The organism is Flectobacillus roseus (assembly GCF_030056595.1).
GTDB lineage: Bacteria > Bacteroidota > Bacteroidia > Cytophagales > Spirosomataceae > Flectobacillus > Flectobacillus roseus.
Window position 1 is genome coordinate 38,308 of record NZ_JASHIF010000028.1, and the last position, 26,629, is coordinate 64,936.

24 protein-coding genes are annotated in these 26,629 nt (G+C 36.9%); 5 read left to right on the forward strand and 19 right to left on the reverse strand.

From position 1 onward, the window contains the following. Window positions 1–48: 48 nt before the first annotated feature. Window positions 49–633: an RNA polymerase sigma factor gene (locus tag QM524_RS24360; RefSeq protein WP_283346645.1), complete on the reverse strand. Its 585-nt coding sequence runs from the start codon at window positions 631–633 to the stop codon at window positions 49–51. Between the two features lie 190 nt (window positions 634–823). Here QM524_RS24360 and QM524_RS24365 point away from each other — a divergent pair, with 190 nt between their 5' ends. Both QM524_RS24365 and QM524_RS24370 read left to right on the forward strand, forming a co-directional pair. Continuing rightward, entirely contained in the window at window positions 824–2,425 is a 1,602-nt protein-coding gene (locus QM524_RS24365; protein ID WP_283346646.1) for a DUF1800 domain-containing protein, read from the forward strand. A gap of 294 nt (window positions 2,426–2,719) precedes the next feature. Then, a complete protein-coding gene (locus QM524_RS24370; RefSeq protein ID WP_283346647.1) occupies window positions 2,720–4,282 on the forward strand; it encodes a DUF1501 domain-containing protein in 1,563 nt (520 codons plus the stop codon). Window positions 4,283–4,731: 449 nt separating this feature from the next. Here QM524_RS24370 and QM524_RS24375 read toward each other — a convergent pair whose 3' ends face one another. The 3 genes from QM524_RS24375 to QM524_RS24385 form a co-directional block, all read right to left on the reverse strand. Further along, the gene (locus QM524_RS24375; protein ID WP_166579621.1) at window positions 4,732–5,208 is read right to left on the reverse strand and encodes an SMI1/KNR4 family protein; all 477 of its coding nucleotides are present in this window, start codon (window positions 5,206–5,208) and stop codon (window positions 4,732–4,734) included. 248 nt (window positions 5,209–5,456) lie between these two features. Then, window positions 5,457–5,879: a phage tail protein gene (locus tag QM524_RS24380; RefSeq protein WP_095165569.1), complete on the reverse strand. Its 423-nt coding sequence runs from the start codon at window positions 5,877–5,879 to the stop codon at window positions 5,457–5,459. A gap of 58 nt (window positions 5,880–5,937) precedes the next feature. Further along, complete coding sequence (locus QM524_RS24385; RefSeq protein ID WP_176464480.1) at window positions 5,938–6,186, reverse strand: phage tail protein; 249 nt, start codon at window positions 6,184–6,186, stop codon at window positions 5,938–5,940. Window positions 6,187–6,647: 461 nt separating this feature from the next. Here QM524_RS24385 and QM524_RS24390 point away from each other — a divergent pair, with 461 nt between their 5' ends. Further along, complete coding sequence (locus QM524_RS24390; RefSeq protein ID WP_283346648.1) at window positions 6,648–8,192, forward strand: S10 family peptidase; 1,545 nt, start codon at window positions 6,648–6,650, stop codon at window positions 8,190–8,192. A gap of 312 nt (window positions 8,193–8,504) precedes the next feature. On the opposite strand, the gene QM524_RS24395 is transcribed toward QM524_RS24390, so the two are convergent. Further along, a complete protein-coding gene (locus QM524_RS24395) occupies window positions 8,505–9,137 on the reverse strand; it encodes an NAD(P)H-dependent oxidoreductase (RefSeq protein WP_283346649.1) in 633 nt (210 codons plus the stop codon). A gap of 107 nt (window positions 9,138–9,244) precedes the next feature. Between QM524_RS24395 and QM524_RS24400 the strand changes: the two genes are divergently transcribed. Then, window positions 9,245–9,610, forward strand: coding sequence for a winged helix-turn-helix transcriptional regulator (locus QM524_RS24400; protein ID WP_095165579.1), 366 nt, complete (start codon window positions 9,245–9,247; stop codon window positions 9,608–9,610). A 63-nt stretch (window positions 9,611–9,673) separates the two neighbouring features. Here the strand turns inward: QM524_RS24400 and QM524_RS24405 are convergent, their stop codons facing one another. The 3 genes from QM524_RS24405 to QM524_RS24415 form a co-directional block, all read right to left on the reverse strand. Further along, window positions 9,674–10,444, reverse strand: coding sequence for a rhamnogalacturonan acetylesterase (locus tag QM524_RS24405; RefSeq protein WP_283346650.1), 771 nt, complete (start codon window positions 10,442–10,444; stop codon window positions 9,674–9,676). A gap of 222 nt (window positions 10,445–10,666) precedes the next feature. Then, the gene (locus tag QM524_RS24410; protein ID WP_283346651.1) at window positions 10,667–11,791 is read right to left on the reverse strand and encodes a glycoside hydrolase family 88/105 protein; all 1,125 of its coding nucleotides are present in this window, start codon (window positions 11,789–11,791) and stop codon (window positions 10,667–10,669) included. A 129-nt stretch (window positions 11,792–11,920) separates the two neighbouring features. Next, complete coding sequence (locus QM524_RS24415; protein ID WP_388047111.1) at window positions 11,921–13,297, reverse strand: glycoside hydrolase family 88/105 protein; 1,377 nt, start codon at window positions 13,295–13,297, stop codon at window positions 11,921–11,923. A 501-nt stretch (window positions 13,298–13,798) separates the two neighbouring features. Here QM524_RS24415 and QM524_RS24420 point away from each other — a divergent pair. After that, a complete protein-coding gene (locus tag QM524_RS24420) occupies window positions 13,799–14,839 on the forward strand; it encodes a GntR family transcriptional regulator (RefSeq protein ID WP_283346653.1) in 1,041 nt (346 codons plus the stop codon). Between the two features lie 73 nt (window positions 14,840–14,912). On the opposite strand, the gene QM524_RS24425 is transcribed toward QM524_RS24420, so the two are convergent. The 11 genes from QM524_RS24425 to QM524_RS24475 form a co-directional block, all read right to left on the reverse strand. Further along, the gene (locus QM524_RS24425; protein WP_283346654.1) at window positions 14,913–15,854 is read right to left on the reverse strand and encodes a phosphatase PAP2 family protein; all 942 of its coding nucleotides are present in this window, start codon (window positions 15,852–15,854) and stop codon (window positions 14,913–14,915) included. Continuing rightward, window positions 15,835–16,362, reverse strand: coding sequence for a DUF4833 domain-containing protein (locus QM524_RS24430; RefSeq protein WP_283346655.1), 528 nt, complete (start codon window positions 16,360–16,362; stop codon window positions 15,835–15,837). The genes QM524_RS24425 and QM524_RS24430 overlap by 20 nt, the downstream gene beginning before the upstream one ends. Beyond that, window positions 16,349–17,056 carry a CDP-alcohol phosphatidyltransferase family protein gene (locus QM524_RS24435; RefSeq protein WP_283346656.1) on the reverse strand — a complete coding sequence of 236 codons (708 nt, stop codon included), beginning with the start codon at window positions 17,054–17,056 and terminating at the stop codon, window positions 16,349–16,351. Before QM524_RS24435 ends, QM524_RS24430 begins: the two co-directional genes overlap by 14 nt. Window positions 17,057–17,088: 32 nt before the next feature. After that, complete coding sequence (locus QM524_RS24440) at window positions 17,089–19,674, reverse strand: DUF5686 and carboxypeptidase-like regulatory domain-containing protein (RefSeq protein ID WP_283346657.1); 2,586 nt, start codon at window positions 19,672–19,674, stop codon at window positions 17,089–17,091. Continuing rightward, window positions 19,655–20,068 carry a GtrA family protein gene (locus tag QM524_RS24445; RefSeq protein ID WP_283346658.1) on the reverse strand — a complete coding sequence of 138 codons (414 nt, stop codon included), beginning with the start codon at window positions 20,066–20,068 and terminating at the stop codon, window positions 19,655–19,657. Before QM524_RS24445 ends, QM524_RS24440 begins: the two co-directional genes overlap by 20 nt. Beyond that, window positions 20,061–20,543: a phosphatidylglycerophosphatase A family protein gene (locus QM524_RS24450; protein ID WP_283346659.1), complete on the reverse strand. Its 483-nt coding sequence runs from the start codon at window positions 20,541–20,543 to the stop codon at window positions 20,061–20,063. Before QM524_RS24450 ends, QM524_RS24445 begins: the two co-directional genes overlap by 8 nt. Before the next feature lie 120 nt (window positions 20,544–20,663). Next, entirely contained in the window at window positions 20,664–22,001 is a 1,338-nt protein-coding gene (locus tag QM524_RS24455) for an inositol-3-phosphate synthase (protein WP_283346660.1), read from the reverse strand. A 354-nt stretch (window positions 22,002–22,355) separates the two neighbouring features. After that, window positions 22,356–22,973 carry a TetR/AcrR family transcriptional regulator gene (locus tag QM524_RS24460; RefSeq protein WP_283346661.1) on the reverse strand — a complete coding sequence of 206 codons (618 nt, stop codon included), beginning with the start codon at window positions 22,971–22,973 and terminating at the stop codon, window positions 22,356–22,358. Between the two features lie 101 nt (window positions 22,974–23,074). Further along, window positions 23,075–23,881 carry an ABC transporter ATP-binding protein gene (locus QM524_RS24465; RefSeq protein WP_283346662.1) on the reverse strand — a complete coding sequence of 269 codons (807 nt, stop codon included), beginning with the start codon at window positions 23,879–23,881 and terminating at the stop codon, window positions 23,075–23,077. Beyond that, a complete protein-coding gene (locus QM524_RS24470) occupies window positions 23,857–25,563 on the reverse strand; it encodes a hypothetical protein (protein WP_283346663.1) in 1,707 nt (568 codons plus the stop codon). Before QM524_RS24470 ends, QM524_RS24465 begins: the two co-directional genes overlap by 25 nt. Window positions 25,564–25,645: 82 nt before the next feature. Then, a complete protein-coding gene (locus tag QM524_RS24475) occupies window positions 25,646–26,434 on the reverse strand; it encodes an ABC transporter ATP-binding protein (protein ID WP_283346664.1) in 789 nt (262 codons plus the stop codon). Window positions 26,435–26,629 lie beyond the last annotated feature (195 nt).

Here is a 26,629-nt window from a genome sequence, read left to right on the forward strand (position 1 = left end):
ATGTATTCGTGTGAGATAAATTTTAGTACTATGCCGAAATACGATTTTTTAAAAAAAAGTAGATAAAAAAAGTCCAAGGGTAGCAAATTCTCTTAATCGAAAACGAACTACTTGTAGCGCTTTGGATAATTGATTTTTGACGGTTTGAGGGGAAATTTGAAGCTTTTGGGCAATTTGATCAATGGTAAGTTGTTCAAATCGGCTCAATTGAAAGACTTCTTTACATTTTTCTGGTAAAATATTCACCGCTTGATGAAGATGATTATCTAAATCGTTGGTCAAAATAGTTTGCTGAGTCGAGAAATCAGCATCAGTAGAAGTTTGGCGAATTATCTTGACATAATCTTCTCGAACATATTGTTTTCGAATTTTATCCAATAGTTTATTTCGAACCATCGCAAACAAATAAGACTCCGAAAAGACGTTAGCATCTATTTGTTCTTTTTGCGTCAATAATTGTGCAAAAACATCTTGAATCAAATCTTGAGCATCTTCTGCGCTCGGAGTAGTACGACGTGCAAAGACATAGAGCTTTCGCCAATACTTTTGATAAAGTACCTCAAAAGCGCCTGTATCGCCTGCTTGCCATGCTTGAATTATAGCAATATCATTTTGAAATTTAGCCTTTGTCATAACGCAAAACCAATTTTGCTACAAAGGTAAACCTTGGGGTTTCCTAAGCCTTTAAGCTTAAGTTATACTTTCATTATGGTAATGTTACGAAAATTTGTTAAATAGCTCCGCGTACTCAATTTTTTACAATAATTAAACCTTCGCAATCATTCAAAATCTAAATGGAACAAAACTCTAGGCACAACATACTATGACTTTTTCAAGCAAACAACTTCAAGCAGGTTTGGAGGAATATAAGGGTGAATGGAGCACTCAACAGATTACCCATTTACTCAAGAGGGTAATGTTTGGCGCAAAACCTTCTGATGTCAACTATTTCAAAACCAAAACCTTAAGTCAGTCAGTTGAGGAACTGCTAAAGCCTCAAATATACCCAGAGCCTCCGCTCAACTATTATAATACCAGTGATTACACAGATCCAACAGGTATTGCACTGGGAGCTACTTGGGCATTTGCCGCTTATGGTGATGGTACACTCAATGGAAAAAGGAGAAATAGCTATAAAGCATGGTGGCTCCAACAAATGTTTTATCAAGGACGAAGTATCCACGAGAAAATGATTCTGTTTTGGCATAACCATTTTTCTACCGAAGCAGATACCGTGAGTGATGCTCGCTATTTGTATAAACATCATTCACTTTTACGAAAGTTTGCTTTGGGGAACTTCAAAACTTTCGTTCGAGAAATGTCCATCGACCCTGCCATGTTGGTGTATTTGAATGGTAATAAAAATACTAAAACAGCCCCAGACGAAAACTATGGACGAGAGCTACAAGAGCTCTTTACGATGGGAAAAGGCTCTGGCTCCAAATACACTGAAGACGACGTAAAAGCCGCCGCAAAAGTCCTGACTGGTTATGTTGTGGATGCACTGAAAATAGATTACAGCTTTACCCCGAGTAGGCACGATACCAGTGATAAAACTTTTTCCGCCTTTTACAACAACACGGTTATCAAAGGAAAATCAGGTACCGATGGCATATTAGAACTGGACGAACTGGTCAATATGCTTTTTCAAAAAGAAGAACTGAGTAAGTTTATTTGTCGGAAAATATATCAGTTCTTTGTGCATTATGATTTGAATGAAACCGTTGAAAAAAACGTCATCACGCCACTCGCCGAAATATTTAGAAAAAACAATTTTGAGATTACTCCCGTTCTTTCTACCCTCTTTAAAAGTCAGTTTTTTTATGATGCACAGCTCTACGGAGCAGTCATCAAGTCTCCCCTAGATTTAGTCATTGGAAACCTTCGTGAATTTGATGTAATATTCCCAAATTCGAAAACGGAGTTTGTGGATGTGTACACATTTTTTGTAGAAGTCGTTCGACAAGGTACGATTATGCAACAAAGTATTGGAGACCCTCCCAACGTAGCTGGTTGGGCCGCTTATTATCAGCAACCCATATTTTACGAAGCATGGATTACGGCAGATACTTATCCCAAAAGAGTGCAATATACCGACACCATAGTTGCTAATGGAATAACTCGTAATGGAAGAAGAATACAGATTGATGTCATTGCTTTTGCCAAGAATTTACCCAAACCCAACGACCCTAATTTGTTGATTTCCGACTCTATAGCCTTATTATACAAAGTGCCCGTTTCAGCCGAAAGAATAGAACAACTCAAAAGAGACATCCTACTTTCTGGGCAGTCGAGCGACTATTATTGGACCGAAATCTGGGATACCATGCTGGTGAGACCACAAGATACCATGACCCTCGTAAAGAGTAAATTACAATCTCTTTACCAGTATTTATTGTCATTGCCAGAGTACCAACTAACCTAGTTATGAGTGATGAATTGTGAATGATGAATTAGTACTGTGCGAAGGATTCTATAACTGTTTATTTCGGATGTTGGATGTTGGATTTCGGAAGTGTAATATTTTATATTTTGTAAAAATTAAAGGTATTTTCATTAGTCCCAAAATCAGAAATCCCAAATCTGAAATTATGAAAAAATCATTCGTATCGTACTGATTATGAGTGGCAAGTACAAATATTTGGCTACCAATATTACACTCTAGCAATATATCAAAATTAATTTTGCACATTATTTCTTCTATCTAAAATCTATTTCTATGAAACGCAGAGAATTTGTCCAGCAGTCAATATCAGGATTCTTAATGCCTGCCTTACTCAGTGGTTTTTCGGTAAAGGCCTTAGGAAATGTTGCGAAAAATCAGAGTGGAGACGAAAATACCCTTGTGGTGATCCAACTCAATGGTGGAAATGATGGCTTAAATACAGTAATCCCAATTGATAAATATGGGCTTTATAAAAATGCCCGCTCCAATATTGCGATTCCAGAAGAAGCGTTATTGAAGGTATCCCAAAACGGAAATATTGGACTGCACCCTTCTATGGCAGGGGGCTTGCATAACCTTTTTATGGAAGGCAAAGCCAATCTAATACAAAGCGTAGGATACCCAAATCCCAACTTTTCTCATTTTAGGGCGACAGACATTTGGAATTCGGCCTCGGATGCCAATCAGTACGTGTATAACGGCTGGCTTGGAAGATATCTGGCTCTACAGCATCCTACATTTCCAAACAATTATCCCAATTCACAATTTCCTGACCCTTTGGCCATACAAATTGGCTCAACGGTAAGTACCGCCCTGCAAGGCCCTATCTCTTCTATGGGAATGGCTATTACAAACCCCAGCAGTTTCTATAATTTGGTTCAAAATAAGGTGGAAGATGCACCAGATACGCTGGCAGGCAAAGAATTGAAGTTTTTGAGAGAAGTCGCCAACCAAACGAATTTGTACGCAAGTTCAATACGAGGAGCCGCAGGTAAGGCCAAAAATTTAGTAACCTATCCCAATACCAATTTGGCAGGACAATTAAAAATCGTGGCAAACCTCATTGGCGGAGGACTCAAAACAAAAGTTTATTTTGTAAATCTAGGAGGTTTTGATACTCACAGTAATCAGGTAAATACGACCGATACCACCACGGGAACACATGCTAACCTTTGGAAACAAATCTCGGATGCCATCAAGGCATTTACCGATGATTTGAAAGCTATGGGCGTATCCAAAAGAGTCGTAGGAATGACCTATTCTGAATTTGGGAGAAGAATCAAATCAAATGCCAGCGGCGGAACAGATCACGGTGCAGCCGCGCCGATGTTTATGTTTGGAGATATGGTCAATCCTATTGTATTGGGTACTACGCCAGATATTGCTGCTTCGGTTCAAACAGGAGATAATGTACTCATGCAATATGATTTCCGATCGGTATATAGTTCGATTCTTGAGCAGTTTTTGTGTATGAATACCAGTTGGAAAGACGATGTGTTATTTAAAGATACCTTTCAATCTTTACCACTCATTCGACCGCAAGCCTGCGGACTTTCGCCTGTCGTGGATCTAGAATCAACTGGTGAATATATCTATAATTACCCTAATCCTTTCCAACAAAGTACGATTTTGGTCTATACCTCAAGAGGAGGACATAACCTGATTCAAATTTTCGATAATGTAGGAAGACTAATGGACACCCCAGTAGACGGGCTATATCCTGAAGGCACTTACGATATGCCTGTAGATACCTCAAAATGGAAAAATGGTGTCTATTATGCTCGTTTTCAGAATGACTCGTACCAGCAGATTAGGAAATTAATGAAGCATGGGTAAGTAGAAGTTCTGAATTGTGAGTGCTGAATTATGAATTATTAGTGTACTAAGGATTCTAAAATTGTTTATTTCAGATATCGGATGTGGGATTTCGGAAGCGTAATCTTTTACATTTCTTAAAAAATTAAAGGTATCTAATCTTATTTACGAAATCTGCAATCCCAAATCTGAAATAGTTTAGAATCCTTGTTGTTTCAAGTTTAATAACTTGGAACAGCAAGGATTGAGCGATTGAATGATTATGTGAAAATTTGTATTCTAGCAGTAGAGACGAAATGATTGCGTCTTAAGCCAAATCATATCTAACATAGTAGCATCAAAAAGCGGTCGAAAAATATTTTCCGACCGCTTTTTTGATAAAACTTGGATAACAATCCCAATCCTAAAAATTCGGGATGACTCATGTTTTATAAGACCTATACAAATACGATTAAATGAATATGAACATCTTAGCTTTCGGTTGAAATATAACCAATAAAGCTTAAAAACTCATTGAAGGAATCGCCAAGAACGAAGCATTTATCAGTTGCCATTTCTAAATCATAGTACAAAACTTTACCATAATTGGGTGATTTCTCATTTGCCACTAAAACGATAAATGTCGAGCCGTAACTCATTACAACTTGTGTTCCCTCTCCCTTGAAGAATTCCAAATCAAAAAACATTTCATACCAATCTTCCATTTCTCTAGCCGTACAAAAATGAGAAATCAAAATATGTGAATATACATAATCTTTGAGTTGCTCTGATTGATAACCGATATAAGTACCTAGATCATCTGTTAATTTAAAGAAGTCGTTAAGTTCATAGTTTACAAAAAAGTGTTTATACTCTTCAGGAAACTTTAAATTGTACTTTAACTCCAACTCCTCAAGTTGTCCCACTCTTTCAATAACAGGCTTCGGCAATTTAATTAATGGCTCCATATGTGATATTTGATGATGTAATAACTTCTATAAATTTGGTGATAATGCCTGCCAGCTTTTCATTAGATACTGTATTGATTCATAAATATTCTTTGCTGTTTCAAACAATAAACTTGAAACAGCAAAGATATTTCCCAGTGCTTCTTTTTGGTTTACTACACAAAACGTGTGACATTATCAACCTAGGTTAACGACGCCACACGTTTAGGTTAATACAACTTCCTAAAATATAGAATCAGAATCAAATTCTACATCGGAAACATTCCCCTTACACAAAATATATATCGTATAGGATTCCCTTTAGGGTCTTTAGGGTTAGGGATATTTGGAATTTTAGGTATTCCGAAAGTTCTCATTCCATCACCTCCGTAAGTGGTACCTATCAAAGCAAAAACAGCGGAATATTCGTTAATACTTAAGAGTCTTCCATCGCAAAGTACCCAGTCCTGCGGAACAAAACTTCCAGCAAAGGTTAAAATTTGGCCCAAAAATGGTTCTGCGGCGTACTCGTCATCATTGATGCCGCAGTAATAATGAATAGCTGAGTAATCATCATCATAAACTTTAATGGGGTCTAATTTGGGCACACCATCTTTCCCATTACATTTTTTCCAACTTGAAGGATAGTGACCTCTTCCAGCATATAAGCAAATTTTATTGATCGTGCTCATTTTAATAAAAGTTTTTTAACTAAGTGTGATAACATTGATTATAACTACTTTACATTACCTAATCATGCGTTGGGAATTCTCCATTTACGCAGATAATGTGCATGCATGAGCCAACCTTTGGAAAAACAGGCAGATTAAATTCACGTATCTCATATTGGAGGTTTGCACCAAATTGGTTTCCAATAACAGCATACAAAGCTGGGTTTTGGTCAATCTTTAGCGCTCGACCATCGCAAGGCAGCCATCCTTCAGGTGCCGTTGTACCATTGTAAAGCATAATAATGCCTATACAGTTTATTTCACGCATAATAAAAATAGTGTGGTGGGATAAATTGAATATTGCCCTCATTTACGCATTCAGGCTTTGCGAAAAATCCGATAGGTTTTAAATTTTTACAATGTTAATCGTAGAATTTAATAGATACAAATAAAATATATGCAATTTTACAAAATTTATTTTTCGGTTAAATTTCCATAATTTATAATATCAAACAAAGGGTGATTACCTACGTATCTGAACATACGTAAAACGCTATGTTTGATTTCTGAATTGGAGGGAAGGAAGCATTAGGTATAGATATCTCTTTCCCTATTTAAGTTTTAACCACTTGGAACAGGGAGAGAAACTTTAACTCATAAATTCCCTAAAGGTGGAAAAGATCTGTCTTTTAAATCATACTTATTCCTACAACCACAAATCCTACTTGTCATTCTACTAATCTTTTGTATTTTTGTTAGAAACCCATTTTTTCACATTCAACAAACCTTATGAAGAAAACGCTTTACCTCCTGAGTTTTTGCTTGGGGACATCGCTTTTTGTCCAAGCGCAACAAAAACCTGCTCCGAAAGAAAATGCACCGCTTGCCACTACGGTAGAAGACAAGCCCAACAATGGTAGTCGCACGCTCAACCCTGATTCGTATGTGGTAACTACCAACGAAGTAACTATCAAAGGGCAAAAAGTGCCATACAAGGCTTTGGCAGGTACAATTCCTGTGTGGAATGATGATGCCAAAATACAAGCCTCTCTATTCTATACGTACTACGAAAGAACCGACGTGAAAGACAAGGCAACTCGTCCTCTGATTATCTCTTTCAACGGTGGCCCTGGCTCTGCTTCGGTTTGGATGCACATTGCGTACACAGGACCTCGTATTTTGAAGATTGACGACGAAGGTTATCCTGTTCAACCTTATGGCATCAAAGACAACCCTTATTCTATTCTCGACGTTGCTGACATCGTTTTTGTAGACCCTGTCAATACAGGTTTTTCAAGAATCATTGATAAAGACGCTCCAAAATCAAACTTCTTTGGAATTAATGCTGACATCAAGTATTTGGCAGAATGGATTGGCACTTTTGTTAGTCGCAACAACCGTTGGGCATCTCCCAAGTTTTTAATTGGTGAAAGCTACGGTACAACTCGTGTCTCAGGTCTGGCAAACGCCCTTCAAGAATCTCAATGGATGTATTTGAATGGTGTTATTTTGGTGTCGCCAACTGACTTAGGTATCCCTCGTGAGGGGCCAGTTGAAACTAGTTTAAAACTCCCCTATTTTGCCGCTACAGCTTGGCATCACAAGGTTTTAGAACCAAGTCTTCAAAATAAAAAGCTGGAAGATATGCTTCCAGAAGTAGAAAAATTCACGGTGGAGGAATTATTGCCTGCTATTACACAAGGCGGTTTTATTGCACCAGAAAAGCGTCAGGCAATTGCGAAAAAGTTTGCGAAATACTCAGGGTTAAAAGAAACGGTGATACTACAAAACAACTTAGACATTTCATTAGATTTATTCTGGAAGGAACTTCTTCGTGATAAAGGCTATACCGTTGGTCGTTTGGACTCACGTTATTTGGGTGTAGACGCACGTGAAGGTGGTGAAAAAGTAGATTACAATGCCGAACTCAATTCGTGGTTGCACTCTTTTACGCCTCCAATCAATATGTATTTGAGAGAGGAATTGAAGTACAAAACCGATTTGAAATACAATATGTTTGGACCCGTTCATCCTTGGGACAGAAGCAATGACCATACTGGCTATGATTTGCGTAAAGCAATGGCAACAAACCCTTATTTGAAGGTATTGGTACAATCAGGCTATTATGATGGTGCTTGTGATTATTTTAACGCGAAATACTCAATGTGGCAAATGGATCCAAGTGGCAAATTCAAAGATCGTTTGTTCTGGGAAGGTTACAAATCGGGTCACATGATGTATTTGCGTAAGGAAGACCTTGAAAAATCAAATGAAGATTTAAGAATTTTTATCAAAAAATCTCTTCCAAAACCTGGCGAACCAGCCAAATATTAATGAGTGAATTGTGATTAAGTGAATGAGTGATTATTTTTTAATGTAGAGACGTAATATTTTACGTCTAGCGAAGATTATTCACGAGTTATAGCATAAACTAATTTAGTGATTATGTTAAAATTTGTATGCTAGCAGTAGAGAGGCAATGATTGCGTCTTAAGCCGAGTAAAATCTAACATAGTAGCATCAAAAAAAAGGGGTCGGAAAATAATTTCCGACCCCTTTTTTGATATTTCAAATAGAGGGTTTGTTTTGACTATTTCTCAGATTTATAAACCTAATCACTCAATCACCACCCTCTCATTCACTCAATTATTTAATCTCAACGACTAATTCTTCTTTCGCTTTGCGATATTTTTTCAAGTTCACATTCCAGTCATTAGCAGCATCACGGTAACCTAAAGGAAGCAATACAACACTTTTCAAGCCTTGTTCTGCCAAGCCCAAGATTTTGTCAACTTCTGGAGGAGTAAATCCTTCGATTGGAGTAGCATCTACGCCAACCTCAGCAGCAGCAGCAATCGCCAAACCAAATGAGATGTAAGCTTGTTTTGCTGCGTGAGTTGCATGCCATTCCTGACCAAGTGGTTCGTACATTCCCCACAATGTAGATTTATAAGCATCCATGGTGTTCAATGGCAAACCACGTACTTCCATCATTTCGTTAAATACCGCTGTGATTTTTTCCAAAGAATAACCATCCCAAGCAGCAAATACCAACAAATGTGAACATTCTGTGATTACACTTTGATTCCAAGCTACTGGTCTAATTTGTTCAAGGATTTCTTTGTTCGAAATCACAAATACTTTATATGGTTGCAAACCTGATGATGATGGTGCTAATCTTGCAGCTTCTAGGATATAATCCAACTTCTCTTGAGGTACAACCTCTCCGTTCATTTTTTTGGCAGCATAACGCCATTCCAAAGATTCTAATAATGTCATAACGAATAATATTTTCTAAATTTATGTTACAAAACTAGCAATACTTGGTGACAAAAAGTAACTTTGTGTCATAAAGTAATAGTGACATTTAGGTAACCATATGACAAATGACGGAAATTAGCCCGATACACAAATCCACAGCGTGTGGTAAATCGATTCAAGCCATTCACGATGTAATGGATATCATTGGAGGCAAATGGAAAATTTCCATCATTGCCTGCTTGTGTTATGGCAAAATGCGATATTCTGATTTATTGAGAGAAGTAAACGGTATTTCAGGGAAGGTTTTGAGTCGAGAATTGAAGGATTTGGAGGAGAATCTTCTTATTACGAGAACAGTCGTAAACACGCAGCCCATCAGTGTAGAATATGAATTAACGGAATACGGACGTTCGTTGAAAGTTATAACAAGTGTAATAGCCGAATGGGGTTTTGAACACCGAAAAAGGATTTTAGAACAAGAATTAGTATAAAATCAATGGGCTTCCTTCTAGCTAAACAGCATTGAGGAAGCCCTTGAATAAATAATAAATTGTCTATTTCAAAAGTTTTTTCAACTTACATTTTTTCAGTTGTTGTATCTGTTCACTCACGATTTGAGCTGTTAATTTTGAACCTTCATAATTAGGATGGGTATGATCTTTTGGAAAAAACTTCTCCACGTTTTCTTTTCCTAATTCTTCATATTTGGCTGCCACCACTTCGTTTAAATCGATGAAATAGGCTTTGTTTTCCTCTGCAATTTGTTTTGCCCAAAGTCCGTAAGACTGACCCGCTCTTTCTACTTTCCCATTCTTCCAAACGTTTCTTGGTACAAGCGAACAAACAATTGGCGTGGCACCTTTTTCTTGTGTTTCTTGCACGTACTTACGCATATACCAGCCATACGAATGTACGATTTCGTGCTTTTTGGTCAAAAGGTTATCTATCTCCTCCGATTCGTTACCAATACCTTTGATAGAGCCTCTCGCACGACTTGTATCATTGATAGCACCGCCATCGTTGTGTCCAAACTGCATGATTACATAATCGCCTTTATTCAATTTTGCCATAATTTTATCCCAACGTCCTTCGGTCAAAAATGTACGGCTACTACGACCACCAATGGCATGATTTTCAACTTTCACTTTTACCGTATCGAATTGTTGATTCATGAAACTTCCCCAACCCCACAAACCATCAGAACCTGCCCCAGAGCCATTTCTAACGGTTGAATCACCAATGATGTAAATAGTGGGTCTTGTTTTTAACATCGTAAATGAACATGCTAAAACAAAGGCACAAAGTACCAAAAACTTGTTTTTCATCTGTGTGAAATTTTGAATGACAGAATAGATTTCGAGATAATGTTGATTTTTGAAGAAACCAGTCCCTCTATAAAAAAGGAAGTTCCTCATGCTACCACAAGGAACTTAACCTAAATCTCCCCTAATCAACTGTTTACTTACAAATTACTTGTGTTGTAATCTTCGAAGTAACAAGTGTTTCAATAACGAAGAGTTATCTTGTCCACTTATATACTCATTATTTTATTTTTTCATTCTCACGATTTCGCTACCAGCCAATAGGAAACATCCTAAACCATAGTCTTCGAAATCAGGAATTTTATCAATAGCCAATGGTTGACCATCTTTTGGTTCTTTCCCTGTGCCTTGTACCCAACCCAAAAATCCTGAAGGTTGTACACTTTCTGTTGCCAAAGCATTCCAAGCTTTCACCAAAGCTGGTTTATATTGTTTAGCATTCAAATGTCCATGGTTGATTCCCCATGCCATTCCATAGGCAAACAATGATGTTCCTGTAGCTTCTTTACCTCCATAATTGGTTGGGTCATGCAAACTCACATTCCAGAATCCATCTTCTCTCTGAAGTGGCAACAAAGCCTTCATCATGGTTTTGTACATCTGTAAATATTCGTCGCGATGTGGTGCGTTTTTAGGCATAATTTCCAATACTCTCACCAAAGCTGCCACAATCCAACCATTGCCACGAGACCAATAACAATCCTGTCCGTTTGGCTCTTTATAGGGTGGCACAAAGTCTTTGTCTCTCCACCAAAGTCCATCTTCTGGATTAAATAAGCCCTTTCCTCCTTCTATCGTTTTTGAGTGGTTGTACATTTGGTACATTTTCTCGAAATAAGCATTGTCTTTGTACAAAACACCCAATTTAGCAAATACAGGCATACCCATTTGAAGTGCATCAATCCATGTCCAATAAGTACAATTAGGATTTTTTACCAAGCTATCCATATTGGCTTTAATATCACGGATACGCTCTGGCTTTTTATCTATCATATACAAATCAATATAGGTCTGTCCGCAACATTGGTCATCGGCATTGTGTGTCAATAAGCCCGAACGTAATCCCCATTTATGACTTTCGCCCCAAGCTACTGCATAATCCACATAGCGCTTTTGAGGGTCTACTTTATACAAATCCATCAATCCTTCGTAATACACCGCACGGGTCCAGATATTACTTGGACGGGTTTTGTTGGTTACAATAGGCTTGCCAGTATCTGGCCATTTTTGCATAAAATAGTCATTTGCTTTACGCATTGAGGCAATCACTTCGGTTTTGCTCGGTAGTTTCTGAGCCATTGCCGACATACCGCCTAACAACAAGCATAGCATTAATGGTACTTTTTTCATTCGTTCAGAATTTAATTGACAATTGAGTCCTGTTATTAGAAAATTAGAACTGTATATAACAATTTCGGATTTGGGATTTCAGATTTCGGAAATTTGAAATACTGATTTGTAATCCTGAAAAGAATTTGTTTACTTCTTTTTAATCAACAATTGTACAGAGCTATCGTTTATTTCAAACTGGTTTGACTTTAGCAAATTCAACATTTCTGCTCCTGCATAAATCACTGGTCCGTAACCGTGAGCCGCAAACGGGCTGATTGGACGATGATAGTAAAATGCTGGGTCAAATCCCATTCCTGTACCAACGCAAGTACCTTCTACTTGTCCTTGCTCGTTTACTTTGGTACTTACGGCATTCCAAGCCAACATCGTAGCAGGCGTATAGGCCAATTTGTCTATCCAGCCTTTATTGATGGCTTTGGCGAAACAATATGCGTAAATCGCAGTAGCCGAAGTTTCCAAGTACGAATCGTTTCTATCTAATAATTGATGCCAAAATCCAGAACCTGACTGATATCTTGTTAAGCCTTTTACATGTGCTTTCAACAAATTCAAGACCTCTTCACGACCTGGATAATTTTCTGGTAGAGCTTCTAAAACTTCTATTTTGGTCAAAATAGCCCAACCGTTGGCACGCGCCCAGTGGAATTGAGGATGCTCGGTCATGCCTTCTACCCAACCATGCATATAAACACCCTTTTCAGGATTGAACATTCTTTTTGAAAACTGACGAACTTGTTTAATGGCTTCGTCGTAGTATTTTTTATCGCCAGTCAATTTGCCCATTTGAGCAATCGCAGGGATACCCATAAACATATCATCCAACCATAAAGTACTTGCTTGAGGGCGATTACGAGCCAAAGTTCCATCACTCAAACGAAACTCCTTATTCATAATATAATTGATATGGCTATCGATTAAAGGACGATAATTATTTTGGGTGCCAGCTACGGAAGATTTAATCATTGCAGCGCACATAGCTCCACAGTCATCCAATGCATGTGGGTTTAACAATCCCTTCAATGGTCCTTTTGTACCCCAATCCTCGCTTGCACCTGATGACTTTTTAAAGAATGGAACAGCATCGTTGATAAATTTCAAACGTTTCTCTGTATATTCTTTATAACGCGCATCACCTGTGTATTGCGAAGCCAGCATCATAGCCTGATAAGTCACACCCCATTCGTAACTCACCAAACGAAAATCACCTTTTTGTAAAGCCGTATTTTCATCAATTTTTGACAAATCACTCACTACCTCATTTGTCTTGGTATTGATAAAATTTGTAGGAGTCACTTTTTCTAAATACGCATGAACTCTTTGCAAAGTTTTTTCAACCTCCTCCGCTTTCACAATTCCATAAGGAACAGGATAGTCAGGCTGAATCAAGTGCAAAGGCGTATTGGAGTCATTAGATTTTGTAACGTTTTTTTGGGCAAAACCTTCTGCACCTGAAAGCAGTAAAAAACCTAACAATGCGACTTTATCAAATGAGTACTTTTTCATAATCGGCTTTGGGATTTTTGGATAATGTGTTTTACTCTCAGAAGTAAAAATAGAAGAAAATCTACTTGCAAAATCGTCTTCGATTTGTACAACTTCCTCAAAGATAAATGTCATTTATGGGTTAGCCGTCCTGTAGCATCCTTGTTGAAATCAAAAACTAGCTTGAATTGAGAATAGAATATGGTAAGATATATTAAAAAAATACAAAAATCGTACAATGAAATTAGTCTACTTTGACACTACTAAAACTGGATTTTGCATAAAAAAAATAGGACAAAGGTTGGATTTTGGCGACATGGCAACGTTCCCGACATCGTTTGCATAAATTAATATCCTTGAAAAATTGAATATGAATTATTCAAATCTTAACCTTTGTTTAGAATTAAAATATAAGTTGATGAGATAGGTTTTAGCCTGTCTAAAAAAAGTATAAGTTTTAAGGTTAAGTTTTTTTCTAGAATGCCTAGAAAAACCTTTTCAACCTTATTTATCCATAATATAATGATTGCGAAAAAACAAAGAATCTGGGATGTAATTAGAGTCGACGATATTTCGGCAACACCGAAATATCTACAGATTGTACATTCGACACTCAAGGGCATTGAGGCAGGGCAAATTACGGTCAATGATCGCTTGCCATCCATCAATGAAGTGAGTTTCGAGTTGGATGTTTCTCGCGATACTGTCGAGAAGTCATATCGACAACTCAAAAGTATGGGTATTCTTGAATCTGTTCCTAGTAAGGGTTACTACATCAAAAACGTAGATTTTGAAAAGCCTATGAAAGTATTGTTGCTTTTCAATAAACTTTCTGCGCACAAAAAAATCATTTTTGATGCTTTTGTGAAAGAATTAGGGCAACAAGTAGCAATTGATTTTTATGTGTATAACAACGACTTTGCTCTTTTCAAAAAACTCATTACAGCTAAAAAAGACGAAGATTACTCTCACTTTGTCATTATCCCGTATCTATTAGACTACAACGATAAAGTGCAGGAAGTTGTCAATATGATACCAAAAGAAAAGTTGATTATTTTAGACAAAATGGTCGCTGGAGTCAACGGTGAATTTGGGGCTGTATATGAAAATTTTGAGAAAGATATTTATATGGCACTTTGCCAAATGCTCGAAAAATTAAGAAACTATACAAGCCTGAAATTAATTTTTCCGAAGCAAAGTTGCTATCCTCAAGAAATCCAAAAAGGATTTTTAAACTTCTGTCAGGATTTTGCTTTTGAGGCTACTATTATTGATAATATCAAAACCGAAACCGTAACAGAGGGATCAGTCTATATAAATTTGATGGAGGATGATTTAGTTATACTTATCAAAAAAATCATGAATGATAACCTCGTCATAGGCAAGCAAGTAGGAATAATCTCCTACAATGAAACGCCTCTAAAAGAGATTATCCTCGACGGTATTACTACTATTTCGACAAATTTTAGAGAAATGGGAAAAACTGCCGCTAGATTGGTACTTGAAAAATCAAAAGACCATGTAGCCAATTTATTCGAAGTAAATCTGCGCAATTCATTGTAAATAACGATTGGGGAAATAAAAAAAGCCTGAGGTTTCTCAGGCTTTTTTTTTATGAGCTATCGAAAGAGTTTGGCTATTTCGCAAACATCTCTTGTACGCGCTTATTCAAAAACTTCTCGAACAAAAATATTCCTATTGAGGCCACCGTAATACCACACAATACATCAATAACATAATGGTGGCTTGTATATACGGCTGCACCCCAAATACCTAAACAGAATATCACAAAGAAGATATTAAACCAACCTAATCTTGCTTTTAACCCAAAATACAAGGTTATTAAAGGAAATGCAGAGTGTAAAGAAGGCATTGCAGCAAATACGTTTGAGTTTCGTACATACATTCCTTTAAACAGATTCACATCAAGAATCTGATCAAAATATTTTAGACCAGCTTCGCTGCCTTGAGTGTGTAAATCTAAGGCAAATCCGTGCTCTGCCACATACCAAGGCGGAGCCGCAGGATAGGCATAATAGACAATCCAACCAAGAAAATTCACAAAAACAAAACAGTACGCAAATGAATAAAATAGAGGTCTTTTTTTGAGGTAAAAATACAAAGACAACGCAATCGGGATAGGTACCCAGTTGATATAAAAAATACCTGCTAAAACATCAAAAAGTGGAATATGTACCTTCGCAAAATATTCACTAAGGGTAAGTAATTGTCCTTGGTAGTTTACGCCAAAAAGTGTCTTATCCAACTCATAAGGTTGTTGAATATGTACCGTGTTGAACTCATAATTTGGGAATACTCGAAAGGAATCATAAATAGCCCAATACACCACATAAATGGCAAATGATAAGATGATTTCACGGCTAAATTTATTACCAAAATAAGTGGATACAAATAGCACATACAACATAATGTGCTCTGGTAATAATCCAATAAAATTGATATACCAAAAAAAGAATAAAGGTGTGAAAATAACTAACCCTATGATATTCTTAACTGAGAAGCGTTCAAATCCTGTATCCTCAATGTTTAGCACGCTACTACGGTTTGATTTTTTCATAAACATTTTCTCCTGAATAAAAATCTCTTCCAAATACTTCTACATACAATACTTTCGGACGTAAATTACTCCCTTCGATTTGTACATACACATGGTCGAGTTTTGCTAATTGGTTATTAATCAATAATGAAGCATAAGGCTTTTTGTTTTTGTCAAAGCCTAATCGAAGCTTTCGTTTTTTATAAGAAACTACCCACGCCTGAAGCGCATCAGTCTGTCCTTCAATGGTTTCTGTGTCGACACCATATGCTAATACTCGTTGTATCCATGAGAGTTCTTTTCTTCGCCCATCTTCTTGATAGCGTAGCCAATACACATCTATAGGATTATCTTCATCAAATCCTCCCTTGGTGTTTAGCTTTGCATCGTAAACGATGGTATTAATGTTTGAACTCCGTTGAATATAAAACAGCCTTACTTTTGAATCAGGTACTTTAGGGTAATGAGCGGGTGAAAAACTCAGTAATAGTAAGCTACCAAGCAACCATAAGAGCCTACTTTGTTTCATTTTTATTTAACTCTTTTTGTGTATACTCTATTCGTTGAATGGCAGTAAAGTTGGATAATATTGCAACGATGGCCAATGGAATGGTAAAGACCGATATAGATTCAAACCAAGGGATTCGTTCGCTTGGACCATCTATTCTAAAATCAGCCCCAAAAATGGGAGACAATAATCCGCACAACAACGCTGAACCACCAATAATTACAATTCTTTCGGGTCTTTGCATCCAACCAATTTCACATTTAATATTCAATCCTTCTGCTCTAGCTCTAGTGTAACTCACCATTGAAGAGCCGATAAGTGCTAAAAAGGCAAAAAATGAACTAAATAAATAATGATGTGCTACCAAGTAATAGCATATTCCCAAAAACATAAACATCTCGCTGTAACGATCCAACACGGAGTCATAAAATGCCCCGAACTTTGAGGAGGTATTACTCACACGTGCCAAACGACCATCAATCATGTCGAATACTCCAGCAAAAAGAATCATAGCTCCACCCCACCCTACTATACTTAAGTCGCCACGATGAGATGCCTCTGCGCCATAAATAAAGATTCCTGCCGCTCCAATATTCAACACCAAGCCAGTGGTGGTAATCATATTGGGCGTAATTTTTAAGGCAATCAATAAATTTATAAAAGGGTTTATCAATTTGTATATCAATTGTTGCCCTGCTGATTTAAGTGCATACATAGTTCTAAGTGATTTATTAATACTTGTTTAGCCTAAAAATCCATTTTAAATCGTCCTCTAATTCCATATTCAGACACCTGAGGGTTGTCCAAGTAGCTCAACCTTTTGACAAAGTCTACTCTGAAAAACTTTAGGATATTGCCTATACCAATACTTGCCTCCATGTAAGGTCCATTGTTGAGCGAATGTGTGAGCACTTGCCCTTCTTCATTGGTTGGAAATTTATACAAATCTGGGTTGAGGTTCGGATTATTTTTATCACTCAAACTACCATAGAGTGCCTTGAAAGTAATAATCTCACGAAATTTCAATTTTTTGATTAATGGTATTTTGTTGAAGAAAAATCCATTGAAATAATGATCGACAAACAAACCAGCGTATTGGTCACTTACAAACTCCAAGAAATTCATCAAGTTATAGGACTCTAATTGGTATGAATACGATTGGTTTGCACGGTGAATCATCAACAAAGGATATGGCACTTTTCCAAAAATTCTACCACCTTCAGCTGTTACATCGGTATAGCCAATCGGTGAAATAAAGAAACGTTTATTGGCACGCAAGGTGATATTATGAAAATTATAACCACTATTCAAAATATTGGCAATACCCAAAGTATATCTTGCCTGAAAAATTGGATACTTGTTAATAATTGGAATACGGTAATTTTTACCTTGATAAAACTGCTCATTGGGCGCAAATCTTAAATTAAAAGATAGCTCCGTAGAAGTCACTGTTCTGTCGGTAATCACAATGCCATCAAGTTTTCCTACTTTTTGGAATGTTAAACTCCCTGCTGCTTCTTGGCTCAAGTTTTTCAAACCAATTTCATAACTAATGCCTGAACGAGATTCTTTTCGGTAGTCAACACGAAGGACTTTATTATAGGTCATTTTATCGTTTACTCCTCTTTTGAAAGACAACAAAAAATTATCCTCTTGAATAAACTGTAACTCTTGTCCAGGAATACGCACTTCATCTTGATAAGACACACGTAGATAATTATTAGGAAATTCATAAATCGAGTTTTTCCCTAAATTATAGGTTAACGCCCCAAAACCTTTCCAGCGTTCATCCTTGAATCCGTAAGCCATGTAAGTTTCAAAATACAATCTTGGATTCAGCTTTGCCATGGTTCGCCCTCCAAGACGTAAACGAAACCCTTCAACTGGGTTGAAACTATAAAAAGTGTTAACAGGTCCTATTTCAAAAGTACCAAAATCAGAATATCCGAATAAAAACAATCCAGCAATTTTCATGGCTCTTTTAAAGGCAGGGACTTTCTGAATACTATCTGCCATTTGGTAGATATTGGTTTCGACCCTACTGAGCTGTTGATGACGTGCTTGATTCCAAAAACCCTCATCTCTTACATAGGCATTTTCGGTCAGAACATTTTTCTGGATTGGCTTAAAATATTCGTTATCAATTGGATTATTCAACTTGTAATTTCGAAAAGAAACTGCACGCTTTCCTATCACGCCCCGAGAATTTTCTGTCTTGAAAAGATTAAACTCAATCATGATTTCATCCTTTGCTAGCATCAAAAATTTCTCAGCTGTGGGTTGATATTCCTGCTCAATCTCCATTCCCATCACAAAGTTGAGATTGATGTTTTTAGGTACTCCCATCTTGATACGACGTACAGCATAAGACGAATCCATAGCTACATACATAGTACCGACAAAGGCAAAGTCAGCCTGATTTCTTGGTGAAAAACCTAAATTGATACATTTTACGCCATCATGTTGAAGCGTATCCAAAATGACAAATCGGTAAAAGGTTGGAGAAAGTGGCGAAATTGGGCTAATAAACTGTTGCGAAAGCAAGCTGATGTTGTTATCGTAGATATTGACATCCTCATACATTCGGTTTAGATAAGCACCCATGCCGTTGTTATCAAGGAATTGCTCCAAACCTACTTTCTTTTCCCCTTTAATATAGGACTTCTCTTCTTTCGGACTTTTTCTGAAGTAAACATCTGAAACTGTTTCTTTCAAATACAATGGTAACGACACTTTACCTGTAAGCTTTGCAGTGTCGAGGTTATCAAAGATAAATTGAAAGTTTTTAAAGATTTTCTTATTCTTATAAGCATCATCGATATTACTCAAATCCAACTGAAGTTTTTCATATTTCTCATACTGATAATAGTCTAAACCTTCCTTTCTGTTATCGTCCTTGTGATCAATCACCTTTCTGATAAGCGCCACTGCAGGATTATCTTTATTGCGATATTTATCTTTTTTCCCTTTTACCACAACCTCCGATAAATTCTGTGTCGTCGACGTCAGGCGAATAGAAATAGTTTGGGTAATATCCTTTTTGAAAGATTTTACCTCATTCTTATAACCTACTGACGAAAACTGCACTTTACCCGAACCGTATTCTTTTACTGTAATCGTAAAATTTCCATTTACATCAGATTGTACACCTTGGGACGTACCCAAAATAGTTACGTTGACAAACGGAATACCTTCATTCGTTTTATTTTCAGAGATTTTACCTTTGATAATAGTCTGCGACTGTGCCACAAAAGCGCATGAGCACAGCAGAAAGAAGAATATGTTATTGAGAAATTTTATTTCTTGAGGGAGACTATAAAGATACCTTTTCATACGTTTTATTCTTAAATACAAACCACTGATTTAGACCGTAGCTGTACACCACAAATACAATCACTCCAACTATTACTCGAACGGTAAGATAATGCCAAGAGCCAAATTGCGTCATCAAGGCCACACCGCCCACATTCATGGCGGAGTTTCCTACTGCAACTATCGCATATTTTATACCTTGCCATGTTAAAGATTGCGTACCTTTTGCCTGAAAAACCCATGTTCGGCTTACCCAAAAACCAATGATAGCACCAAGGATATTACCCACCAAGGTAGCCCATTCGTCATTAACCTGAAATCCTGAAACAAGTGAATAAGAGGCACTAAAGTCAACGGTCGTCGCAATACCCGAGGCTGACATAAACTTGAGAAATATCCTGAGATATTTATGCATAAAAATTAAAAAGAAGAAGTACTACTTGTAAGGTTAAATTGGCCCAAATACCTGCTGCTACATCGTCTAGCATAACTCCCCAACCATTTTCATATTTCTCAAAAGAGCGAATATTAAAAGGTTTGAAAATATCATAAATTCTAAATAGTACTAACCCTAATACCAAATTGGTCCACGAGAATGGAATTAGGCATAAACTAAGCCATTGTCCGACCACCTCGTCAATCACAATTTTGGATGAATCTTCGCCCCAAATCAGTTCTGTAACCTCAGATGCCTTGCGACCAATAAAAAGAAAAATAATAGTAAGTCCTACTAAGACAGCTTGATAGCCTAAGGCATTTGTGGGAAAAAGCGCATTTAACCCAATAACGCCCAAACAAGCAAGTATGGCTCCAAACGTACCAGAACCTTTGGGTATATAACCAATCCCAAGCGCTGACGCTATGATAATATGTAATCGTTGATGATTCATTGGAAAGAGTGCCATTTGCCTTAGTACAAAGGAAGAAAGGAAATCTACAGCACCTAATTTGTGTTTGGATGAAAGTAAGTCTATTTGGTTTAATAGACTTACTTTCAACTTTTTAGAAAATTACAATTCTACGTCTTCTTCTACATTTTCGTAGTAATCCATTCCTAGATTTGTAATCAATTCTTCGCCCATTAAATAGCGAAGTGTATTTTCTAATTTTTCCAATTGCTTAAACAAATCGTGGATTGGTTCTAAGCCTGGCAACGTTTGTGGAGCTTTCCAGTAGAATGACAACCACTCTTGAATACCTGACAAGTTTGCACGTTTTGCAACATCAAGGAATAAGGCCAAATCCAATACAATTGGTGCAGCTAAAATAGAGTCACGGCACAAGAAATTGATTTTGATTTGCATCTGGTAACCCATCCAACCAAAGATATCGATATTGTCCCAGCCCTCTTTGTTGTCACCTAGTGGTGGATAATATTCGATACGAACTTTGTGATGAATATCACCCCATAATTCAGGATTTTGCTCAGCGTCTAAGATACCATCCAACACATTGCCTTTCGATACTTCTTTGGTTTTGAAGTTTTCTGGCGCATCCAACACCAAGCCATCTCTGTTACCTAAGATATTGGTACTGAACCAACCACGTACACCTAATGCACGAGCACGCAAGCCTGGCGCTACAATGGTTTTCATCAAAGTTTGACCCGTTTTGAAGTCTTTCCCTGCAATAGGTGTGTGCGTTAGGGCAGCTAATTCTTCAAGAGCAGGAATATCCAAACACAAGTTTGGTGCACCCATGGCAAACGGCACTCCAGACTTGATGGCAGCATACGCATACATCATTGAAGGAGCAATATCTGGGTCATTACTTGCCAAACCAGCTTCAAAATTAGCCAATGATGAGTGTACCTCTTTTGCTTCATGGTAGATTTCTGTAGAACCGCACCATACCATTACCAAACGCTCACAATCATTAGCGATTTTGAAGTTTTCTATGTCTGCCATCAACTCTTCAATCAGTTCTAATTTGCTTGTTTGAGGCTTAACGTTATCTCCTTCTAAGTTTTTTACGTAACGCTTATCAAAAACCGCTTTCATAGGAACGATTTTTTCCAAATCCTCACGAATCAACTCCACCATTCCACGATCCAAAACACCTGCTTTAAGCGCTGCATCAAACATATTGTCTCCATATACGTCCCATCCTCCGAAAACGATGCTATCTAACGAAGCCAAGGGTACAAAATCTTTAATTTTTGGATTACGCTTTTCTGTTCTTTTACCCAAGCGAATGTTTGCGGTTTGAGTAAGAGAACCTGTCGGATGTGCTAATCCTTTTCTAGAAGCAATAACGCCTGCTACAAACGTTGTAGCAACCGCTCCCATTCCTGGCATCAAAATACCAAGCTTTCCTGTAGCAGCCGAAACCGTAGGGTTCATATTCATAATCTATTTGTAATATATGGTGAATTGTTCTTATAAATGCAACTTAGTAAATTCTAAGAGATTATCCTTAAAGCTAGGACAATCTTAACCTACATTTTACTTTAAGTACTATCTCAAATGTCGACTAAAAAAAGTTATTTAGAGACGAAAACGCAAAACTTATCGACCGAATTCGTATTTCGGTCTAATTTTTATTCAAAAAAATCAGGCTATTGTATAAAAGCCTAATTGCATTTAGTGGAAGGATATATGTTGGAAATAGAAAAAAGAAGAAGAATCTTTTAATAAAACAGTATTCAGAAAAAAAAGTTTCAACTGAAATAAGAATTTCTCAAAATTTATTTTTTGGTAAGTCTAAACAGACGATGATTTGATACCAATACCACTGATAAAGGTGTCTATCAAGAAATCTATATGACGAATATAGTCTTTCTCAATTTCAAACACTTCCATATTCGACAACTCAAATCCGCGTAAAGAAGCCACAATCACTCTGCAGAGAACCTCAATATGTTCTTCTGTTTCGGGACGAAATTCTTCGTTTTCGATACCAAAAATTAGAAACCCTTTTACTAAGGTCAACTCCTCATGAAGGTGTTTTCTTTTTAGATTAAAAATAGTAATGGCATGATCCATAATCTCCTCCTTGAGTACCTGACTAAGATTACACATCTTCTCAAGTTTTTGGAGACGGGTCAACCAATAAACTTTCAATTTTTGTCTTGCAGTAACTTCTTTCGAGGCAGCTATTTCGATAGATTCAAACAGTTCTCGAATTTCATTTTCAATTACTGCTTCAAAAATTTCAATCTTACTTGGGAAATAATAGTATAACGTACTTTTCCCTTTACCTACAAATTTGGCAATATCTTCCATTGTGGTCTTTTTGAGACCATAACGTTGAAACAAAACTTTTGCGGCATCGATCACCTCTTTGATGATGATTTCGTCTTTTTGAAGTGTGTCAGTCATACGATTCGACCAAATATGTATTTCGGTCCAAAATTATACAAGGAAATTCAATCTGACAATACATTTTAGATTTATTTGTCAAATCAATCGACCAAGATTAACTATTTGTCTAGATATTGTTGATAAAACTCTTTGATTGGCGCTATTGCAGCCTGCACAAATGAGATAATATAAGGATTAGCTGTTTGTGAAAAAATCTCTTTCGGTGTTCCCAACATAAGCAAATCGCCTTTATGCATCACTCCTATTCGGTCAGCAACCAACAGGGCTTCAATCATATCGTGTGTCACAAAAAGACAAGCTATTTCTTCATGTTTGATTAAAGAAACCAGATTTTGTCGTAAATGTTGCTTGTTGATAGAGTCCAAATTAGAGAAAGGCTCGTCGAGTAACAAGGCTTGAGGTTCCTCGGCGATGGCTCTGGCAATGGCGGTTCGCTGTTTTTCGCCACCTGATACATCCTTCGGCTTTTTGTCTTTGATATGTGTAATTCCACATAAATCTAACAGCTCAGCTACTCGTTCTACTCGATATTCACGAGTATATTTGGTGAGAGATAGGTCGATATTTTCCCAAATTTTGTGTTCGGGTTTAAGTTTGTAGTCTTGCGGAACAAGTTTTATATCAGGTAATTCACGAATGAGTCGATTAAAAAATAGGTCAACTTCTTGGTCATCCAGCCACATTTTTCCTTCATCAGGACGAATATTTCCCGCAATAATATTCAGTAAAGTAGTCTTTCCTGAACCACTTTCACCTACTATTGCCAAAATTTCTGCGGGAGCTACTTCAAGTGAAATATTGTTTACGACTACTCGTTCATCATATACTTTTGTCAAATTAGTGATTTTCAAAATACCCATGCCTTTGTAGAGGGAAACTCTTACGAATGTCGAATTCTTTCCCAAGAAATAAATTTATACTGTTGAAATAAAATGATAGCTATAATAGAAAAGGCTGTAGCAATCACTAAAGTTCCCACTAAGGTCTTAGCAATGTAATAATGTATCAGTCCAATCATTGGCATAACAAAAATAAGATTAAAAAACCTTAACCAATTGTTCCCTTTAGCATTTGAGTTGGAGGCTTCTACCGAAAATGGTAGTCTGAAACTTTCTTTAAAAACACTAATGGCGATATAAAGTAATGTGACTGAGATATTGAGATACACATCCTTTAAACAAGCGATACCTTCCTTTAATAACATGATCGTAGTAATCAAAATATAAAGCGGCACAATAAAACGAATAATAACTGAGCGATAAGCCCCAACGAGTAATTCCCCTGGATTTTCTATTGGCATAATTTGATAAATCCAAGAAGCTTTCCAGTTGTCCGACAAAAAGATTTGCTGCACAATCATACTAAGCGTAAATGTGGTGTAATAAAGAATCATTAATCGGTTTACATCTACTGTCAAAGTATCATTGTAATAACGAATGGTAAAAAGAATCAACAAGCCCAATGAAGGATAAGCTCTTAGCTTGAACCTTCTATCTCGCGTAACAATCGTCCAGACAAGCTCAAAAGCGGATTTTTCGAGAATAGAGTGTTTGAACAATTTGTGAATCTTATTGAAGAAATCTCTAATCAGGAACCTAGCTGAAGACTTGCGGGTATCTACAGAAGCATAATATTGGATCGAAGTAAGCCTATTCGCAAAAAATGGCGCCAAGTATTTGTTAATCAGCACCATTGCGATGATGGGAAACAATATTCCCAGAAAAATAAAATTCAAGTGATGCCAATCTTTCACGTGATAAACATAGCTATCCAAGATATGGGCATACCATGCAGGAGGTGCAAAATAGTGCCAAAACTTTACTCTAGAAGGCTGAAAAATATCTTCTACTGAAATTTTAGATTGTCCAGATATAAACTGATAACCGATCGATAAACTAAGTGTAAAGAAAATCTGCACATAAATGATAATATCTTTAAACCTTTCAGGATTAACTAGTTTTGATAGAAAAATATAAAGTCCACTGGAAATAAAGACGGAAATCAAACATAAAAAACTCACGCTTATCAAAAAGAACACTCCTACCATTAATCCCATTTTTAGGGCAAGAACAACTGCTAGCCCAAAAGCATTAGCAAACGTAAGTAGACCCAGAAAAATCAATAAATGTAGTAATCGAGAAATCCAGATTGTTTTGGGGTCTACTGGTCGTGAGAGTAAGGTCGTATTGTCTTGATTATCAAAAAGTACCTCTGCAAAGTCGGCAAGCATATTGAAGCATATCATGAACATCATATAAGTAAAACACATCAACAGCATATTAAATACCGTCTGTTTTACGGAGAATATCACGATAGCATACAGGAAACTAAAAACGGCTTGTATAATAGAAGTTTTCAAAAACGTGCGATGATTGGACTCCTCCTCTATTTCTGACTCGAAAGGAGATGTTTCATCCTCTACCGATTTTGGCGCTGCTTGTGAAGCTTTAGGGTTTTTGATCCAAAAGCCTCTAGTTTCAATTAATAGTTTTACCTCGAGGATAGCACGAAGTGAGGTGTAATCGACACCGATATTTATAAAAAACCAACGAAATTTATCTAAAAAATATAATATAAATTTAACCATAGTCCAGTTTGTGTAAAAGAAGGATTGCAGAACATCCTGAGCAATTTCGATGTGTTAGCAAATGAGGGATCGCCCCAATCATTTACTTTATATCATCCAACACCGAAACAAACAACTCTGCATTGTCTTTTATGTGTGAAGTGTTTCCTGTTAAATTACTAAAAATCGATTCTAAAGAGCCTATTGCATTTTGTTGCAATTCCTCAAATGTACCATCCGCGATGATTTCTCCTTGATTGATGACAATAATTCTGTCCGAAATTTTTTCCACTACATCCATTAAATGTGATGAATAAAAGATCGTCTTTCCTTGAAGTTTTAATTTACCTAAAATCTCTTTGACAAGCAAAACAGCGTTGGGGTCTAATCCAGACAAAGGTTCATCCAAAATAATCAAGTCAGGGTTATGCATCATGCCTGCGATCAATTGGATTTTTTGTTTTGAGCCTTTCGAAAATACACTCATACGTCGATCAGCCATATTTCCTAACTCAAATACTTCAAGCATTTTAGGTGAAATATTTGCAATTTTATGATCAGGCATTTTGTGGAGGCGACCCACAAATCTCAAATATTCAAGCGGGGTGAGTTGCTCGTATAGTTGGGCATTTTCTGGAACATAACCAACTTTATGTTTCACTTCCAATGAGTGCGTTCGGATATCATATCCAAGCACTCGCACCTTGCCCGAAAATCCAGTTATCATCCCAATCAATGTCTTTAGCGTAGTACTTTTCCCTGCTCCGTTTGGTCCGATATATCCAACAATTTGACCATGATTTACTGTTAAGTTAAGTCCTTTTAGAACTTGCTTTTCACCGTAATTCATACTCAAATTTTCAATCTCTATCACAGGGCAATCAATATTCATTATTATCAGGGGTTAGAAATTCTTTAGTCAATTAAAATTGTGGTTCGTGAAAATTTCGTTAAAGTTAAGCTACTTTTTTGTAAAGTATATTTTTTCATGAAAAAATACCGCAAAACATAGAACAGATTAGAACAGTAATAAAAAAATTTCTATCTTTGTTCAGAAGGATGATTTATATCAATTATCCTGTTTTAT

What these genes read in the sequence shown, in the direction of transcription:
- QM524_RS24415 (WP_388047111.1), bottom strand. Translation starts at nt 13,297, where the DNA reads ATGAAAAAGTACTCATTTGATAAAGTCGCATTGTTAGGTTTTTTACTG.
- QM524_RS24400 (WP_095165579.1), top strand. Translation starts at nt 9,245, where the DNA reads ATGACGGAAATTAGCCCGATACACAAATCCACAGCGTGTGGTAAATCG.
- QM524_RS24430 (WP_283346655.1), bottom strand. Translation starts at nt 16,362, where the DNA reads ATGAAACAAAGTAGGCTCTTATGGTTGCTTGGTAGCTTACTATTACTG.
- QM524_RS24360 (WP_283346645.1), bottom strand. Translation starts at nt 633, where the DNA reads ATGACAAAGGCTAAATTTCAAAATGATATTGCTATAATTCAAGCATGG.
- QM524_RS24455 (WP_283346660.1), bottom strand. Translation starts at nt 22,001, where the DNA reads ATGAATATGAACCCTACGGTTTCGGCTGCTACAGGAAAGCTTGGTATT.
- QM524_RS24460 (WP_283346661.1), bottom strand. Translation starts at nt 22,973, where the DNA reads ATGACTGACACACTTCAAAAAGACGAAATCATCATCAAAGAGGTGATC.
- QM524_RS24435 (WP_283346656.1), bottom strand. Translation starts at nt 17,056, where the DNA reads ATGTATGCACTTAAATCAGCAGGGCAACAATTGATATACAAATTGATA.
- QM524_RS24420 (WP_283346653.1), top strand. Translation starts at nt 13,799, where the DNA reads ATGATTGCGAAAAAACAAAGAATCTGGGATGTAATTAGAGTCGACGAT.
- QM524_RS24445 (WP_283346658.1), bottom strand. Translation starts at nt 20,068, where the DNA reads ATGCATAAATATCTCAGGATATTTCTCAAGTTTATGTCAGCCTCGGGT.
- QM524_RS24440 (WP_283346657.1), bottom strand. Translation starts at nt 19,674, where the DNA reads ATGAAAAGGTATCTTTATAGTCTCCCTCAAGAAATAAAATTTCTCAAT.
- QM524_RS24405 (WP_283346650.1), bottom strand. Translation starts at nt 10,444, where the DNA reads ATGAAAAACAAGTTTTTGGTACTTTGTGCCTTTGTTTTAGCATGTTCA.
- QM524_RS24365 (WP_283346646.1), top strand. Translation starts at nt 824, where the DNA reads ATGACTTTTTCAAGCAAACAACTTCAAGCAGGTTTGGAGGAATATAAG.
- QM524_RS24375 (WP_166579621.1), bottom strand. Translation starts at nt 5,208, where the DNA reads ATGGAGCCATTAATTAAATTGCCGAAGCCTGTTATTGAAAGAGTGGGA.
- QM524_RS24425 (WP_283346654.1), bottom strand. Translation starts at nt 15,854, where the DNA reads ATGAAAAAATCAAACCGTAGTAGCGTGCTAAACATTGAGGATACAGGA.
- QM524_RS24450 (WP_283346659.1), bottom strand. Translation starts at nt 20,543, where the DNA reads ATGAATCATCAACGATTACATATTATCATAGCGTCAGCGCTTGGGATT.
- QM524_RS24370 (WP_283346647.1), top strand. Translation starts at nt 2,720, where the DNA reads ATGAAACGCAGAGAATTTGTCCAGCAGTCAATATCAGGATTCTTAATG.
- QM524_RS24395 (WP_283346649.1), bottom strand. Translation starts at nt 9,137, where the DNA reads ATGACATTATTAGAATCTTTGGAATGGCGTTATGCTGCCAAAAAAATG.
- QM524_RS24475 (WP_283346664.1), bottom strand. Translation starts at nt 26,434, where the DNA reads ATGAATATTGATTGCCCTGTGATAGAGATTGAAAATTTGAGTATGAAT.
- QM524_RS24390 (WP_283346648.1), top strand. Translation starts at nt 6,648, where the DNA reads ATGAAGAAAACGCTTTACCTCCTGAGTTTTTGCTTGGGGACATCGCTT.
- QM524_RS24385 (WP_176464480.1), bottom strand. Translation starts at nt 6,186, where the DNA reads ATGCGTGAAATAAACTGTATAGGCATTATTATGCTTTACAATGGTACA.
- QM524_RS24410 (WP_283346651.1), bottom strand. Translation starts at nt 11,791, where the DNA reads ATGAAAAAAGTACCATTAATGCTATGCTTGTTGTTAGGCGGTATGTCG.
- QM524_RS24380 (WP_095165569.1), bottom strand. Translation starts at nt 5,879, where the DNA reads ATGAGCACGATCAATAAAATTTGCTTATATGCTGGAAGAGGTCACTAT.
- QM524_RS24470 (WP_283346663.1), bottom strand. Translation starts at nt 25,563, where the DNA reads ATGGTTAAATTTATATTATATTTTTTAGATAAATTTCGTTGGTTTTTT.